Below are 15,188 nucleotides of genomic sequence, written 5' to 3'. Positions count from 1 at the left end.
TAAAACTTGAGATAGGTGTGCTCTAGGGCGTGTTATTTTTATTTTTTGATCTGAGACGCAGTTTGCTTTTGTATTACTCTATTTGTGTATAAACGCATAATAACTTCGAATATAAATGCGATAAAGAAAATTGAAAGAATGTAATAAACAATATGAGGCATTGCTTTAGATGAATACGCAATGGCAAAAAGTGCTGCGCCAAAAGATCCGACAACAGCCGCAATAACACAGGATATTTTCGCTTTAGTTTCTTTAACTTTAAATAAGTGACCGGTGTGAGTAAAACCTTGGATCAATAATACAGAGATAGCCGCTATACTGGCAATTTGACTTAAATCTAATAATAAAATCATTGGCACAATAAGAATTGCTGAGATTAATAACCCTTCTGTATTATTAAAAACATGATATTCATATTGTTTAGGCAAGCTACCTTCCTTTGCTAACGTATAACCAATTTGTGTAACAGCATATAATGTGGCATTGATCGCTGATGCGGTGGCAAGTAAGGCTGTAATGGCTATAATCTTGAATCCCCATTCGCCTAATGCAGGGCGAACAGCTTCAGCTAAAGCATAATCCTTATCTTGCAGAATAGTTGCCAATGATAAATTACCAAACACAGCAATAGAAACAGCTATATAAAGAACAGTAACAAGTAAAATTGCAATAACCATGGCTTTTAGCATAGTTTTTTCTGGGCTTTGCATATCTTCAACACTATTGGTAATTACGCTAAACCCTTGAAAGGCAAAAAATGTTAAACCTAAGGCATAAAAAACATTTAAAGTATCGGGTGCATGAGTTAACGATAATCGTGCGGGTTGAATGTAAAACAATGCTAATACGGTAAAAATAATTAAAGCGAATAGTTTAATAACCACAATAAGGTTTTCAGCTTTGGCGACAATTGACGCACCAATAAAATTTACGATAACGAAAAAAGACAACACACTAACTGAAAAAATATTAATGAATAAATGAGTATCCTCTTTTGGAAAGTAGGTCGCGGCATAGGTTCCAAAAGATTTGCATACAGCAGCTATTGCTACTAATTGAGCAAAATAAAAGAGCACCCCAAGAGCACCAGAAAATACACCTTCGCCATAACCGTGAATAAGATATTCAACAATCCCACCTCGGCTAGGGTAGCGAACAGCAAGTTTACTTAATGAATAGCCACAAAATAACGCGATAATTGCTGCAATTGCAAAAGACATAGTAACTAAATTTCCCGCAATTACACCCGCTTCTCCAATAACGATAAAAATACCAGCGCCAACCATTGAGCCAATACCCAAAAATATCGCACTCCATAAACCAAATGCTTTCTTTTCTGCTGGTTGCTCTATTTTTTGTATCATTATTACTGCCTTTTTATATAGCTCACTATTAAGAAATAAATCAGATTCGAAAAGCAGTGAGTCTTACTAAACGGAGGAAAGAACATGGCCTCGCCTGAATCGATTTATTATAAAGCTATTGGTATATTTTACCTTTGTGCTTTAACCAACCACCAACATGATATCCATTGGGATCTTTATGAGTCCAATGTACTACGCCCCCCTTTTTATTCCACTCATACTCACCATAAAATTGAACAGTATCACCTTTTGAAAGCAAATTAATTCTTGGCGCAAGATCAATATTATGTGCAATTAAAATAGTAATGCCTGTACTTAATTTAAGAATAAACTTTTGATGACGCGAGCCATTATTATCGTCGTTTAATATACGAATAACGATTCCAGAGCCCTGTACTTGAACGTTACTTTGATGATTTTTGTATGCTTCATTCAGGGATGTAGCATTTGCAAAATTTGACCAGTGTAAAAAAGTAAAACCGAGTAAAATATATATTAATAACTTACGCATACACTAAACCTTCCTTAGTTCTATAATGCCACTAAAGTGACTGAAATATTTGAAGTACAAACAGCATACAGATAAAAATATCCATTTTTAATGGAGGTTATCTGTAGAGGCTTCCAATATATTCATAACAGCTTATTAAATCCAACGTTAAGGCGTTATACCCCCAAAACGGCTTAGATTACATTGTTCAATAATTCCACTTAAAAACATTATTGTAAATAGGTATTTATACGAGTGATAAAATAAGTTTTTTGTTGTTTTACTTGAGGATAATTAGAAAGTACTAAAGACGTCCTGAAAGAGGGAAGGGGAGTTTGAGATTTAATTTTCTAAACGTATCCACCGGCTTTTAAAGCAAGGCGAATACGTTTTGACATATGCATTTATTTAGCTTTTTTAGCCTCAAGAACTTCTATTTCACTCCAAATTTTTTCGGCTTCGGCGCTTAACATGGCGTAACTCTTAATATCGCCTTTACGCTGTGCTTGCATACCTTGTTCTAATTTTGCGTCGTACTCTTTGCGTAATTTTTTTGTTGGATCTGACTTAAATATCGAAAACATGGTGACTCTCTTAATTACTTTAATATATTTACTTAATCAGTATACATACGATGCAACGAAGAAAATCGATTCTTAAAAATATAAATTAGTTGGCACCTAAAAATTGAATAATTACTCTATTGGGGTTGAAAACTAAAAATTTCAGCGTACACTTGTGCGCTGAAGTTTGAGCGTACACGTGTAAGTTCAAACGTTAAGTATTTTACGATCCAAGAGATTAATAGTGATGATAATTAAAGTATTAAACCAATTTTCAAAATGGTTTTTACACCATCAAAGTTTTGCAGGCTACATAGAGCCAATAATGCAGGTGTTTAAACCTGCATGGCGTGCAGGGCAGTTTAGAGCGCAAGTAGTTAATACGACGGTGCTTGATGGCGGCTTTTTAAGTGTGCAACTTAAGCCAAGTAAACATTGGCAGGCACATACGTCAGGGCAGCATATAAGTTTAACGCTTGAAATTAATGGGCGATTATTAACACGCGTGTTTACCGTGGCCTCAAGCGCTCAACAATTTAAAAATACAGGTTTGGTGCGTTTACTAATCAAAACAAATGCGCAAGGGCGCTTTACAGGCTTACTCAGTAGCGCATTAAAGGCGGGTTTGTGGTGCAATATTTCTGCGCCAACCGGCGACTTTGTATTTAAAAACACGCATACACCGGCTACTTTTGTTGCGGGTGGGTCGGGTATAACACCTATGCTGGCTATGCTTGATGATTACTTAAGCCAAACTACTCAAAAAGTGTCGTTAGTGTATTACGCAAAAGCCACTGAGCATCAATGTGTTGATGAGCTGAGTAAGTTTGCGGCGCAATTTGAGCATTTTTCGTTTTTATTATTAACGCGTGAGCAATCAAGCGATATAACCAGCAATATTAAGCCGTGGGAAAACCCAGATATTTACTGCTGTGGCCCAGCGCAATTTATGCAAACGGTGAGCGATTTTGCTAAAACGCATAAGCTAAATTACTACCAAGAAGCCTTTGGTTTGGCGCTGCCTAGCTTAAACGACGACAGCCAATTTAATGTAAAAATTAACGCCAGTGCCCATGTTGTATCGGGCAACGATGTTTTACTACCTCAGTTTGAAGCAAAACAATTGCCGGTTAAACGTGGTTGCGGCATTGGTATTTGCCATCAATGCCAATGTATTAAAAAGTCAGGCGTGGTACGTAATTTAAAAACAGGTGAATTGAGTGACAACGGCGAGCAGTTAATACAACTTTGCGTAAGCCAACCTGTTAGTGATTTGGAGTTACAATTATGAAAAACATTAATTATGACATGCTCGCAAGCGAGCTAGATGCCATTAAAATGGACACCCTTGGCAAAGTAGGTCAACAAGATGCTGACTACATTCGCTCTGTTGTACGCAAACAGCGAATGTGTGAATGGAGCGGGCGAATTTTACTCATGCTTGGTTTTATTCAGCCCTTATTGTGGGTTGCAGGTGTATTGTTATTAGCGCTTGCTAAAATTTTAGACAATATGGAAATTGGCCACAATGTAATGCATGGTCAATACGATTGGATGAACGACAAGCAACTTAACTCACAGCATTATGAGTGGGACATAGCGTGCGACGGGCAAAGTTGGCACCGCGTTCATAATTTTGAACACCATACGTATACTAATATTATTGGTAAAGACAGAGACTTTGGTTATGGCTTGTTGCGTTTAAGCGATGATTTTAAATGGCGTTTTAAAAATGTATGGCAGTTTTTTACGTATATTAATTTAAGTGTGTTATTTCAGTGGGGCGTGTCGTATCACGAGTTGGCTGCAGAGCGTGTTTTTATTGGTAAAAAGAAAGAAAACCGCGAAGGGCTTGTATCACACTCTACATTAAAGCAGCGCTTTTTTAGTAAAGGCGCTCGCCAATTAATTAAAGATTATGCGATATTTCCGTTACTTGCAGGGCCTTTATTTTTATGGGTATTGGTCGGTAATTTAGTAGCTAACTTAATCCGTAATTTATGGACATCGACCATAATATTTTGTGGTCACTTTACTGAAGAAACGCAAACTTTTAAACAAGAAGACTGCGTAAACGAAACCCAAGGGCAGTGGTATTACCGCCAAGTACTGGGTTCGTCTAATATTAAAGGGCCGCATTGGTTTCATGTTTTAACAGGGCATTTGAGCTGTCAAATAGAGCATCATTTATTTCCTGATATGCCGTCTTCGCGCTATCAAGAAGTAGCGCCTCAAGTACAAGCTGTTTTGAAAAAACACGGTATTGATTATCATACAGGTGGTTTTTTTAGACAGTATACGTCGGTGTTAAAACGTATTATTAAATATTCGTTTAAATAAACATGTTTTAATTAACGAATGAAAAAATCGGTCTGTGTAACTACACTGACCGATTTTTTTGTTTATTGCACTCAATACGGTTGATTAGTAAACAGCACTTGCAAAAATTTCTCATAGTTAATTAAAAAAGCCTTACTTTAGCTATGGTTAAATAGCGTGTGATTGTCATACAATGGAGGAAAATAGACCACACAAGAGAGATTAAAATGGCCGCATTTGGTACCGTGTTTATGCCGCAGATGATTCAAGCTCGTTTTTCTGATAATAAATGGAGCGAGAGCTCAATTGTCCCTTCCGATAAACTTGAACTTCATGCTGGTGCGCACGTTCTTCATTATTCAAGTACATGTTTTGAAGGCTTAAAAGCCTTTCGCCATGAAGATGGTTCTGTTTATCTTTTTAGAATGGATGCAAATATTGCACGCATGCAACAAAGCTCAGCGCTATTAAGCTTACCGAGTTTTGACAGTGATATGCTAAAAACGATGATTATCGATATTATGCGCGAATACGCAGATGAAACGCCATTACCGCCGGGCTCCATGTATATTCGCCCAACGCACATTGGTACTGAGGCGGCAATTGGTAAAGCAGCTGCGCCATCAATGAGCTCGCTTTTATACACGTTACTATCGCCAGTAGGTGATTACTTTGCCGGTGGTGCAACTGCACTGCGTGTATTGCTTGAAGAAGATGGTATGCGCTGCGCTCCGCACATGGGTATGGTAAAAAGTGGTGGTAACTACGCCAGTGCACTAGCACCTATTAGTGCTGCACGTATAAAGTACCAAGCAGATCAAATTTTATTTTGCCCAGGTGGCGACGTACAAGAAACCGGTGCTGCTAACTTTATACTTATTGATGGCAACGAAATTATTACTAAAGCGCTCGATAGCACGTTTTTACATGGTGTAACGCGTAATAGTATTTTAACCATAGCCAAAGATTTAGGTATGACGGTAAGCGAGCGTAACTTTAGCGTTACTGAGCTACTAGAGCGTGCTGCTAAACCAGGTACTGAAGCGGCGCTTTCGGGCACTGCAGCTGTACTAACTGCTGTGGGTACATTTATTCATAACGATAAAGAATACAAAGTAGGTACTGGCGAGCCAGGCCCAACGACTGCGCGCCTTCGCCAAGCATTGAACGATATTCAATGGGGTAAAAGTGAAGACAAGCACGGCTGGTTAACTAAAATCTAATTATAGATTTAATAGCAACTCGCATTAAAAAGCCACCTAATCGGTGGCTTTTGTGTGTTTGGTTACTTTAAGCTGTGCTTATTAGAACTTCATTTCTATTTTACCGTACACGTAGCGTCCGTTAAATCCATACGGCGAGAAGCTAGAGTAAGCAAATAAACGTGAGAAGGTGGTTACATCGTCAACATTTTCACGGGTTGCATCTGGGTAAACATCAAAAATGTTATTAGCCCCTAAGCTCAGCGATACGGTTTCGCTAAGCGAGTAGGCTACATCTAAGTCGGTTATCCATTTAGGCTTTAGCACTTCGTTACGTTCTGGGATATCTGAAGGGTCTTGAGTTTCGCCGTAACGTGTTGTTCTAAGCGTGGTACGTATGTCGTCGTTAGTCCATGTTGCGCTTAAGTTGTACTTATTACGCGGTGTGCTTACTTCAAAACGACGCAGTTCGTTACCAGAGAATAAGTTGTCTTGATCGAACCCTGCACCTTGTAGCTCTGCTGGTGGGTCAATTATATCGGTAACTTCATTTTTACCGTAGTTATAACCTAAGTTAAAGGCAACATCGCCGTAACCATCGGTTGCTACATTATAAGAAGCTACAACATCAACACCACGGGTTTTACTGTCAATTGCGTTTAAGAAGAAACGACCTTGGTTAGCGCCTGTACCTTCAAGAAGTTGCTCAATAGCAGCGCCCGATAAGTTGTTTGATAGCACAATGCGGTCATCAATTAATATTTGGTAGTAATCAACCGATAAGCTGAAATTAAAGTCGGTAGACCATGTAAAACCAACGCCGTAGTTTGTTGCTTCTTCAGCATCAAGACCTGGTGAGCCCAGTGCTTTTGCTACATCGCTGCTTGGTGCGAACGTACCAGTTTCGGTTGGTTCGCCATCAACAAATACGGTGGCTACTGAGGTAAAGTATTGCTGCTGCAAAGAAGGTGCTCTAAAACCAGTAGATACTGAGGCGCGTAGTGCTAGGTCTTCAGTTAATGAATAACGAGTTGCAATTTTACCGTTAAGTGTATCGCCAAAGTCCGAGTAATCTTCATAACGGGCGGCAACCGCTAAATTCCAATCGTCGGTTAGGTAGGTTTCAAGGTCTATATACAAGCTCACGTTGTGGCGGCTATTGTCGCCCTCAGATTCGGGTGTAAACCCCGGGAATACTTGTGCGCCCGCTGCGCCAAATGGGCCATCAATTGGGTCGGTTACTGCGCCTCCTGGGCCAAATGTACCTTGTGCATATGATGCTTCTTCGCCTGCATCTATTTGGTATCCTTCGCGGCGATACTCAGCACCTACAGCTACGTTTACAGAGCTTTCTAAAAAGCTGACGTCTACCTCGCGGCTAAAATCAACGTTTAAAGTAAGTTGATCGTAGGTAAGTGTTCCTGCATCAAAGCTTGTTTGGCTAGTAGGGCCATATGAGGTATTTAAGCTATTTATAACACCAAACTCAAATGCATCTTGACCATATACGGCCGATACATCGTAATTCCATTCACTTACAAAACCTTTAGCGCCAAGTGCCAGTGAAAAGTCATCTATATCTGAGGTAATAACAGGTAAAAAGCCATCAGGGTATACTTCTTCTATATTACGGCTATCGCTTGCACGGCGATAAAACCCGCCGCCTTCGCCTTCACGTTTGCTGTAAGAGCCAAACGAATATAAGTCGACTTCGTTTGTTAACTGGTAACCTGCGTTATAAAACATTGAAAAATCTTCAACATCGCCATTACCAAAGTTATGGTTATATCGATTTACGGTAAGTTCACGTGGGTCAAGCGCGCCATCTACTGATCCGTCATCTATGCGTGCGTAGTTTTCACGTTGGTCGTAGTCTGAGCGGTTAGTTGAATGGCGGTCGCGGTATTCTGTTGAGATGTTTAAAAAGCCATTATCGCCAAGCTCAAAACCCATATTACCTTGCAGCGTTAATGTTTGACCATCGGTTAAAGAGCGATCGCCCCCTTCGGTAAATGCTAAATTACCATCACTGCCTTCAGATACTGATTTTAGCTGTGGTACACCGTCCATTTCGGTTACGTTAGCACCATATATAGCCGCAACTGAACCACCGCTGCTGGCACTTTTAAGTACAATATTAATAACACCAGCTATAGCGTCAGAGCCATATTGCGCTGCTGCACCATCGCGTAATACTTCAATACGGGCAATAGCATTTGCAGGTATCGCATTTAAGTCAACCGATGATGAACCACGACCCGTTGAGCCATTTAAGTTAAGTAATGCGTTGCTGTGGCGGCGCTTACCATTAACAAGCACTAAGGTGTGATCGGGTGCTAAGCCACGAAGCTGAGCGGGACGTACATGGTCGCTGCCATCAGTAAGTGATGCTTGTGGGAAGTTAAAGCTGGGTAATAAACTGCTAAGCAGGGCATTCGTTTCAGTAAAGCCTGAGTTTTTAAGTGCATCTGCACCAATTATATCGATGGGTACTGCGCTGTCTTCTACTGTACGGCCTAATCGGCGAGAGCCGATTACGCTTATTTGTTCGATGTTTTCTTCTGCTTTAGTGTCTTGCTCTGCAGCATTTACGCAGAGCGAACCAAGTAGTGCAGCAGACGCGCTCATTGCGAGTAATATTTGTGGTACCGATTGCTGTAATTTAAATAACGGTTTTCTATTCATGCTGTATTTCCCCATACCCATTGAATTATTTTAGTTTTGTACAAAAAGATTAATACCAACCCGCAATAATACTTAATCATTTTTAGGGGCTAAACGTGCCGTTACCTGCGTTAAAAAATTCTCATTTAGAGCAACTAAATAGCGAATTTTTTGCCTAGCTATCAACACGTTTTTCCATCCTCAAAATAGATCACTTAATTAAGCGGATTGGTATAAACCTCTTTGTTACCTTGAACATATACTTAATTAACAAAGTCAGTCAATTGAATAACATTCAATTAATTTAAGGGTTTTTATAATTACATTTGGTTGTTTTTTATAATGATCATTGTTTTAGTTATATAGCGAAGGTAATTGCTAAGTAATTGATGGATAATGAATTATATTTAAAAGTTAAATTTAACGTTTAATTAACTGGTAAGATGAGATGGATGGTTTAAATTAATTATGGGTAGGGACCATTTTTATTGGGCTGGCAATAAATAGCTGTTGATCTATAAATATTTTTAAAAATGTAAAATAAAAGTACACCCATTAAATGTTAACTAAATTAACATTTAATGGGTGTACCATAAATTATGTACTACTTATTAGAACCTATACTTTAAAGCATGAAGCAATTTTGTTTTTATAAGTAATTGGTATAAAAAAGAATGCTAAAAATAGTGTTAAAATTTAATTTTTCCAACAAGCATATCTTTAAACATTACCCAATCTCCCCATAAACTGTAAAAAGGGTGTTTAAAAGTAGCTGGGCGATTTTTTTCAAAAAAGAAATGCCCAATCCACGCAAACCCATATCCAATAACAGGTAACAGCCACAATAAACTGTAGTGTTGTTTTAATAATGCTATTGCGCTTACAGCAAGAACAAGTGTACTTCCTATAAAATGTAAGCGACGGCAAATCACATTGCGGTGCTCTTTTAAATAATAAGGGTAGAAGGCTTTAAAGCTTTTAAATGTGGGGTTTGTACTTTGCATTGTGTGCTCTTTTATTGTTTTTTATTTTATGAGGGTAGTGCTATTAAAGCGTAAGTTTACATTTGTTTACAGCGATTAATGACGCTTAACGCATCTAAATAGACAAAAGGGCTAAAAGTTAATAACTTAGTCGCACTATTAATAAATAAGAATGGAACTCAGGATGTTTAAACATACTCTAGCGTGTGCTGTAATTGTAGCGCTTAGCGGCTGTTCAGAGCCAACTAATACGGTAACTCAAGAAGAAGTAAAAGCACCTATGAAGCAAGTTAACGCAGTTATATACCCAGAAACAAAAAAAGGCGATGTCGTAGACACCTACTTTGAAGAAGCCGTTAGCGACCCATATCGTTGGCTTGAAGATGATATGAGCAGAGAAACTGCCGATTGGGTTAAAACGCAAAACAATTTAACGTTTTCTTATTTAGAACAAATCCCTTATCGCGATAAGTTAAAGCAGCGCCTTGAAAAACTAATGAATTACGAAAAAATAGGCGCTCCTTTTACTGAAGGCGATTACACCTATTTTTATAAAAACGATGGCCTGCAAAATCAATATGTTTTGTACCGCAGTAAAGATGGCGGCGACGTTGAAGTATTTTTAGATCCAAACAAGTTTAGTGACGATGGTACGACATCTATGTCGGGTTTATCGTTTTCAAAAGATGGGTCATTGCTCGCATATCAAATATCTGAAGGTGGCAGCGATTGGCGTAAAATTATAGTTATTGATGCACATACTAAAGAGCAAGTTGAAGAAGCGCTTGTTGACGTTAAATTTAGTGGCATTGATTGGTTAGGCAACGAAGGTTTTTATTATTCAAGTTACGAAAAACCTAAAGGCAGTGAGCTTTCGGCTAAAACAGATCAGCATAAAGCGTATTACCATAAGCTAGGTACTGCTCAGTCTGCTGACCGTGTTGTATTTGGTGAAACTGATGAGCAAAAACATCGCTATGTAGGCGCTGATGTAACCCATGACGGCCATTACTTACTTATTTCAGCTAGTACGTCTACCTCAGGCAATAAACTGTTTATAAAAGATCTAACAAAAGAAAACAGTGAGTTTGTAACGGTTGTGGGAAATACTGATTCAGATACATCAGTTATTGATAACGAAGGCAGCAAGCTGTTTTTAGTTACTAACCTTAATGCACCAAACAAAAAAGTAGTCACGGTTGATGCAAGTAACCCAAGCCCTGAAAATTGGGTTGATTTAATTCCTGAAACCAAAAACGTACTAAACCTTACAAAAGGCGGCGATACCTTTTTTGCCAACTACATGGTTGATGCGATTTCGCAGGTAAAACAATACAACAAAAAAGGCGAGCTAATTCGCGAAATTACATTACCAGGCGTGGGTACTGCACGTGGTTTTGGCGGTAAAAAAGATCAAACAACGCTTTATTATTCGTTCACTAACTACAAAACACCAGGTACTACTTATACGTTTGATGTAACTACGGGTGAATCGGGTGTTTATCGTAAGTCGGCTATTGATTTTAATAGTGATGATTACACGTCTGAGCAAGTGTTTTACACATCAAAAGACGGCACTAAAATACCGATGGTAATTACCTATAAAACAGGCATTAAGCTTGATGGTTCAAACCCTACAATTTTATACGGTTACGGTGGTTTTAATATTAGTTTAACGCCAAGCTTTAGCCCGGTTAATGCAGTATGGCTTGAGCAAGGTGGTGTGTACGCCGTTGCTAATATTCGCGGTGGTGGTGAGTACGGTAAAGACTGGCACAATGCCGGCACTAAATTGCAAAAGCAAAATGTGTTTGACGACTTTATTGCGGCTGCTGAGTATTTAAAAGATAAAAAGTACACGTCTAAAAAGCGTTTAGCACTTCGCGGTGGATCTAACGGTGGTTTGTTAGTTGGCGCAGTAATGACACAGCGCCCAGACTTATTTCAGGTGGCACTACCTGCTGTAGGTGTACTTGATATGCTGCGCTACCATACATTTACTGCCGGCGCTGGTTGGGCATACGACTACGGTACCAGTGAGCAAAGCAAAGAAATGTTTGAATACATTAAAGGTTATTCACCACTTCATAATGTAAAAGCAGGTGTTGAGTATCCAGCCACTATGATTACAACTGGCGATCATGATGACCGCGTTGTCCCTTCGCATTCGTTTAAGTTTGCCGCTGAGCTTCAAGCAAAGCAAACAGGTAATAATCCAACGCTTATTCGCATAGAAACCAATGCGGGGCATGGTGCAGGTACTCCAACGAGTAAAACAATTGAGCAGTACGCTGATATATTTGGTTTTACGCTATATAACATGGGCGTAGAGTCGTTATAAAAGCGCTTTAACAAAATAGCTAACTTTAATAGCTGAGCAAAAAGGCCGAGTAAATTTAATTTACTCGGCCTTTTTAATGTTTGTTAGTAGTTAGTAGTTAGTAGTTAGTAGTTAGTAGTTAGCTATTGCATAGGTGAAAACAATCGTTGATACGTTTTATAAGCGTACTCGTCGGTCATTCCGCTTAAGTAATCGCAAATTATACGCATACCTTGGTTTTGCTTTTGTGCTTCTATGTATTGTGCTTGTGTTGTTTCGGGTAATAAACGCAGCGGATCGCTAGCAAACGCGGTAAATAACTCTATTAGTAAGTTTTGACCTTTAAACTCTATTTGCTGCATTTCGGGGTCGCGTATTAAACGTTGAAACACAAAATGCTTAAGTATTTGCAATACACTGTCGTATTGGGCATCTAATTTAGCGGTGTACTTTAAAATAGGGCATTCAAAGTTATCGTTTTGAATATCTAAATGTATATGAATAATAAAGGTATTAACCAGCTCACCTATGGCATCTTTTCGCTCATAATCATTTTTTGAAAACAAACGCTTCGTGAGCGACTCAAGCATGGTGTTTAACCAGTCAAAGTTTAGTGCTTTTAAATGAGGTAGAGCATGAGTTTGCCAATCGTCTAGCGTAAGTACATGGGTTGCAATGGCATCTTCTAAGTCGTGTACGGCGTATGCTATATCGTCGGCATGTTCCATTATGGCGCTATCGAGCGATTTATACGTTGTTTTAGCGCGGTACTTATCAATAGCGGCATGGTTACCCAGCAACGTTTTATCGTTTTGACTCAGTGGTTCTACTATCCAATTAAATATGGCTGCATCGTCGTTGTACAACCCTTTGGCAGGTCGCCAATCATCTGCTTTTATAAATGCACGACCGGTTGTATCGTTGGGAATGGTATGCCATAGCGTATTAATAAACGCGGGGTATTTTATAAAACCTAATAAAGTACGACGAGTTAGGTTCATACCGTGCCCGTTACTGTAGGGCTCAAGTTTTGCAACTATGCGCAGTGTTTGTGCGTTACCTTCAAAACCACCGTGATCGCGCATCATGTAATTTAGCGCTATTTCGCCACCATGGCCAAAAGGTGGATGGCCAATATCGTGCGCCAAACACAGTGTTTCTAGCAGTCCGGTTGATGGAAAGTGCGTAAAGTCGCTATGTTGCGCTTTTAAGTGGCGCAATATGCCAGTACCAATTTGCGATACTTCTAAAGAGTGGGTAAGGCGAGTGCGGTAAAAGTCGTTTAGGCCAATGCCCATAATTTGGGTTTTAGCTTGCAAACGCCTAAATGCAGCTGCATGAATAATACGCGAACGATCGACCTGCCACGGCGAGCGGTTATCGTTAGGACGATGTTTATATTGCTCTATTATTCGGCTTTGCCATTGTTTATTCATACTGCTTACTCACACATAGTTAATATTATTAAACTTTGCCCAGTATACCCATGGACTTATAAATTGCGAATGAACAAATGCACTACATAGGCTCTGTTTTATCTAAAATTCAAATACACTGCTGAAAATTCAACCGTAAAAGGTCATCAAACCCCAGTTATTCGCGTTTATAAAGTGGCTTAGGTATAATGCGCCTTCGTATGCTTGTGTATTAACCATGCATAGCTGTTGTTTCAAAGAGAGAATACATGTTAAAAACGATTTTTAAGCTTTTACTAACCGTGTTTTTTGTATGGGCGCTTGCATATCCGTTTATACAAAATGATGATGTTGATTTAGACGAGCAAACGTCAGAACAACCAAAAAAAGTGAAGAAAAAAGAAAAACCATTACATAATGTAAAACTGCCAAAGTTTTCAGAATTTAGTGATGTTAAAGAAAAAAAACATGCATTTTTTAGCTTTATTCGTCCGCACGTTGAAGCCGAAAATAAAAAAATATTACAGCAACGCGCTAAGCTCGAAATAGCACGCATGATGTTACAAAACGAATTACCTTTAGAAAAAAAGCAAAACAAAGATATTGCTAAAATTTTAAAGTCGTATGACTTACCAACCACAGTTGATACGCTAATACTTACGCAAGCACTACGCCGTGTTGATATAATTCCTAAAGAATTAGCGCTTATGCAAGCTGCAAACGAATCTGCATGGGGCACTTCGCGTTTTGCGCGTATTGGCCTTAACTTTTTTGGTCAGTGGTGCTACACAAAAGGTTGTGGCATGGTGCCAAAACGCCGTAATACCGGGGCTGCGCACGAAGTTGCTGCGTTTAAATCGGTAAGAGCTGCTATAAACTCTTACTTTAAAAACATAAATACGCATCCTGCTTATAAAGATTTGCGCGCAATACGTGAAAACTTACGTCTTGAGCAAAAACCAATTTTAGCGACTGAACTTACACATGGTTTAATGTCTTACTCTGAGCGCGGTGAAGCGTATATAGAAGAGTTAAACACGATGATTAGCCAAAATAGAGCCTACTTTGATGAATAAATACATTTTTAATTGTACCAACGCTATTGTGTTAGTGCTGCTGAGCATCAGTGCATTTAATGTAAATGCGAGAGAATTTGTGATGTCGTATGACGGTTTTTACGACCGCTTAAAAGTTGTTAACAAAGGCGATTTTCAATATGCGCGAGTTAACTTTTACATTAGTGATATTGGTACTAATGAAACATGTGCGATTAAAAGCGGTACTATTTTAACCGAAAGAAACGAGTATCCACTTAACTTTACCGATAAAGCACAATTACTATTGCCGTTCGATAAGCAGCTTGATACCGATAAAGCGGTTATTGTAGTAGAGCCGCTCAATCCTGTGCACGATTGCCAATTAAAGTTACAAATAGAAGCAAACGAACTTGAAGGTTTAGCATTTTCAAAGCAGTCGTTATATACCATTAACGAAGAACTTGATGAACTATTAACTGATTTGTCGGGCTTTTTTGTAAGTAAATTAATGTGGTTTTTATTACCAGAGCAAAAGGGCGTAGCAGTTACATTTAAAAGCCCAATGCAATTTGATGATGAAAATATAACGTGTGAAAAGTCAGTGTGTTATTTTGCAGTTGAAGATAGCTGGGAAGATGATAGCGCAGTGCTTGGCGATATATCGAACGTTATTAAAGTAACGCCTTGGATTGTTAAGTAGCTCATATATAAAAAGCGGCATTTAGCCTAATGCCGATCAGTTAAGAAAATGACCGGTTGACCGATCCAAACGATCATGCAAAATCCGTAGTTAGGAAACTAACTACGGATTTTTTTGTGAATATAGAACAA

At 38.9% G+C, this 15,188-nt stretch carries 12 protein-coding genes; 6 read left to right on the top strand and 6 right to left on the bottom strand.

Going from position 1 to position 15,188, the window contains the following annotated elements; translation table 11 throughout:
- Window positions 1–38 precede the first annotated feature (38 nt).
- From I6F66_RS15125 to I6F66_RS15115, 3 genes are all read right to left on the bottom strand, one after another.
- A complete protein-coding gene (locus tag I6F66_RS15125) occupies window positions 39–1,364 on the bottom strand; it encodes an APC family permease (RefSeq protein ID WP_197209446.1) in 1,326 nt (441 codons plus the stop codon).
- Window positions 1,365–1,479: 115 nt separating this feature from the next.
- On the bottom strand, window positions 1,480–1,875 hold the full coding sequence (locus I6F66_RS15120; RefSeq protein ID WP_166421669.1) for a DUF3465 domain-containing protein: 396 nt from the start codon (window positions 1,873–1,875) through the stop codon (window positions 1,480–1,482).
- 383 nt (window positions 1,876–2,258) lie between these two features.
- A complete protein-coding gene (locus tag I6F66_RS15115) occupies window positions 2,259–2,438 on the bottom strand; it encodes a DUF6435 family protein (RefSeq protein WP_166421668.1) in 180 nt (59 codons plus the stop codon).
- A gap of 226 nt (window positions 2,439–2,664) precedes the next feature.
- Here I6F66_RS15115 and I6F66_RS15110 point away from each other — a divergent pair, with 226 nt between their 5' ends.
- The 3 genes from I6F66_RS15110 (at window position 2,665) to I6F66_RS15100 (ending at window position 5,959) form a co-directional block, all read left to right on the top strand.
- Entirely contained in the window at window positions 2,665–3,708 is a 1,044-nt protein-coding gene (locus I6F66_RS15110; protein WP_197161073.1) for a flavin reductase family protein, read from the top strand.
- Window positions 3,705–4,757, top strand: a complete 1,053-nt coding sequence (locus I6F66_RS15105; protein WP_197209445.1) for an acyl-CoA desaturase — start codon at window positions 3,705–3,707, stop codon at window positions 4,755–4,757. The genes I6F66_RS15110 and I6F66_RS15105 overlap by 4 nt, the downstream gene beginning before the upstream one ends.
- A gap of 200 nt (window positions 4,758–4,957) precedes the next feature.
- The gene (locus I6F66_RS15100) at window positions 4,958–5,959 is read left to right on the top strand and encodes a branched-chain amino acid aminotransferase (RefSeq protein WP_272941825.1); all 1,002 of its coding nucleotides are present in this window, start codon (window positions 4,958–4,960) and stop codon (window positions 5,957–5,959) included.
- A gap of 81 nt (window positions 5,960–6,040) precedes the next feature.
- On the opposite strand, the gene I6F66_RS15095 is transcribed toward I6F66_RS15100, so the two are convergent.
- Together I6F66_RS15095 and I6F66_RS15090 are read right to left on the bottom strand one after the other, a co-directional pair.
- Entirely contained in the window at window positions 6,041–8,623 is a 2,583-nt protein-coding gene (locus I6F66_RS15095; RefSeq protein ID WP_197209444.1) for a TonB-dependent siderophore receptor, read from the bottom strand.
- Between the two features lie 668 nt (window positions 8,624–9,291).
- Window positions 9,292–9,606 carry a DUF962 domain-containing protein gene (locus I6F66_RS15090; protein ID WP_197209443.1) on the bottom strand — a complete coding sequence of 105 codons (315 nt, stop codon included), beginning with the start codon at window positions 9,604–9,606 and terminating at the stop codon, window positions 9,292–9,294.
- Window positions 9,607–9,769: 163 nt separating this feature from the next.
- Here I6F66_RS15090 and I6F66_RS15085 point away from each other — a divergent pair, with 163 nt between their 5' ends.
- The gene (locus I6F66_RS15085) at window positions 9,770–11,926 is read left to right on the top strand and encodes a prolyl oligopeptidase family protein (protein WP_197209442.1); all 2,157 of its coding nucleotides are present in this window, start codon (window positions 9,770–9,772) and stop codon (window positions 11,924–11,926) included.
- A gap of 122 nt (window positions 11,927–12,048) precedes the next feature.
- Here the strand turns inward: I6F66_RS15085 and I6F66_RS15080 are convergent, their stop codons facing one another.
- The gene (locus I6F66_RS15080; protein ID WP_197159533.1) at window positions 12,049–13,341 is read right to left on the bottom strand and encodes an anti-phage deoxyguanosine triphosphatase; all 1,293 of its coding nucleotides are present in this window, start codon (window positions 13,339–13,341) and stop codon (window positions 12,049–12,051) included.
- Between the two features lie 248 nt (window positions 13,342–13,589).
- Between I6F66_RS15080 and I6F66_RS15075 the strand changes: the two genes are divergently transcribed.
- Both I6F66_RS15075 and I6F66_RS15070 read left to right on the top strand, forming a co-directional pair.
- On the top strand, window positions 13,590–14,396 hold the full coding sequence (locus I6F66_RS15075) for a glucosaminidase domain-containing protein (protein ID WP_007585309.1): 807 nt from the start codon (window positions 13,590–13,592) through the stop codon (window positions 14,394–14,396).
- A complete protein-coding gene (locus I6F66_RS15070) occupies window positions 14,389–15,057 on the top strand; it encodes a DUF2987 domain-containing protein (protein ID WP_165727732.1) in 669 nt (222 codons plus the stop codon). Before I6F66_RS15075 ends, I6F66_RS15070 begins: the two co-directional genes overlap by 8 nt.
- Window positions 15,058–15,188 lie beyond the last annotated feature (131 nt).

It is taken from the genome of Pseudoalteromonas sp. NZS100_1, assembly GCF_015864285.1.
GTDB classification, from domain to species: Bacteria; Pseudomonadota; Gammaproteobacteria; order Enterobacterales; family Alteromonadaceae; genus Pseudoalteromonas; species Pseudoalteromonas arctica.
The sequence above is the reverse complement of the archived record's forward strand: the minus strand, read 5'-3'. Positions and strand labels throughout refer to the sequence as shown.

Bases quoted from the DNA above. Each gene is read 5' to 3' on its own strand.
- I6F66_RS15125 (WP_197209446.1), bottom strand. From the start codon at position 1,364: ATGATACAAAAAATAGAGCAACCAGCAGAAAAGAAAGCATTTGGTTTA.
- I6F66_RS15115 (WP_166421668.1), bottom strand. From the start codon at position 2,438: ATGTTTTCGATATTTAAGTCAGATCCAACAAAAAAATTACGCAAAGAG.
- I6F66_RS15120 (WP_166421669.1), bottom strand. From the start codon at position 1,875: ATGCGTAAGTTATTAATATATATTTTACTCGGTTTTACTTTTTTACAC.
- I6F66_RS15070 (WP_165727732.1), top strand. From the start codon at position 14,389: ATGAATAAATACATTTTTAATTGTACCAACGCTATTGTGTTAGTGCTG.
- I6F66_RS15085 (WP_197209442.1), top strand. From the start codon at position 9,770: ATGTTTAAACATACTCTAGCGTGTGCTGTAATTGTAGCGCTTAGCGGC.
- I6F66_RS15105 (WP_197209445.1), top strand. From the start codon at position 3,705: ATGAAAAACATTAATTATGACATGCTCGCAAGCGAGCTAGATGCCATT.
- I6F66_RS15095 (WP_197209444.1), bottom strand. From the start codon at position 8,623: ATGAATAGAAAACCGTTATTTAAATTACAGCAATCGGTACCACAAATA.
- I6F66_RS15110 (WP_197161073.1), top strand. From the start codon at position 2,665: ATGATAATTAAAGTATTAAACCAATTTTCAAAATGGTTTTTACACCAT.
- I6F66_RS15075 (WP_007585309.1), top strand. From the start codon at position 13,590: ATGTTAAAAACGATTTTTAAGCTTTTACTAACCGTGTTTTTTGTATGG.
- I6F66_RS15090 (WP_197209443.1), bottom strand. From the start codon at position 9,606: ATGCAAAGTACAAACCCCACATTTAAAAGCTTTAAAGCCTTCTACCCT.
- I6F66_RS15080 (WP_197159533.1), bottom strand. From the start codon at position 13,341: ATGAATAAACAATGGCAAAGCCGAATAATAGAGCAATATAAACATCGT.